The sequence below is a fragment of the Achromobacter sp. SIMBA_011 genome (genome assembly GCF_046535435.1).
In the GTDB taxonomy this organism is placed as follows: domain Bacteria; phylum Pseudomonadota; class Gammaproteobacteria; order Burkholderiales; family Burkholderiaceae_B; genus Achromobacter; species Achromobacter dolens.
Genome location: NZ_JAWRWN010000624.1, coordinates 1 through 264 on the forward strand (window position 1 = coordinate 1; position 264 = coordinate 264).

Annotated in this window: 1 protein-coding gene; it reads left to right on the forward strand. The window is 70.1% G+C overall.

What is annotated here, in order from left to right:
- On the forward strand, positions 1 to 264 hold a 264-nt coding region (locus SB816_RS32445; RefSeq protein WP_410548305.1), incomplete at both ends, for an alanine racemase C-terminal domain-containing protein.

Below are 264 nucleotides of genomic sequence, written 5' to 3' on the forward strand. Positions count from 1 at the left end.
CTCGCGCCGCAGGAAACGGTCGGCTACGGCCGCCGCTTCACGGCCGAGCAGCCGATGCGGATCGGCGTCGTCGCATGCGGCTATGCGGACGGCTATCCGCGCCACGCCCCGACTGGCACGCCGATCGCCGTCGACGGCGTGATGACGCGCGTGATCGGCCGCGTATCGATGGACATGCTGACCGTCGATCTGACGCCGTGCCCGAACGCCGGCATCGGCTCGAGCGTCGAGCTGTGGGGCGATCAGGTGAAGGTGGACGACGTC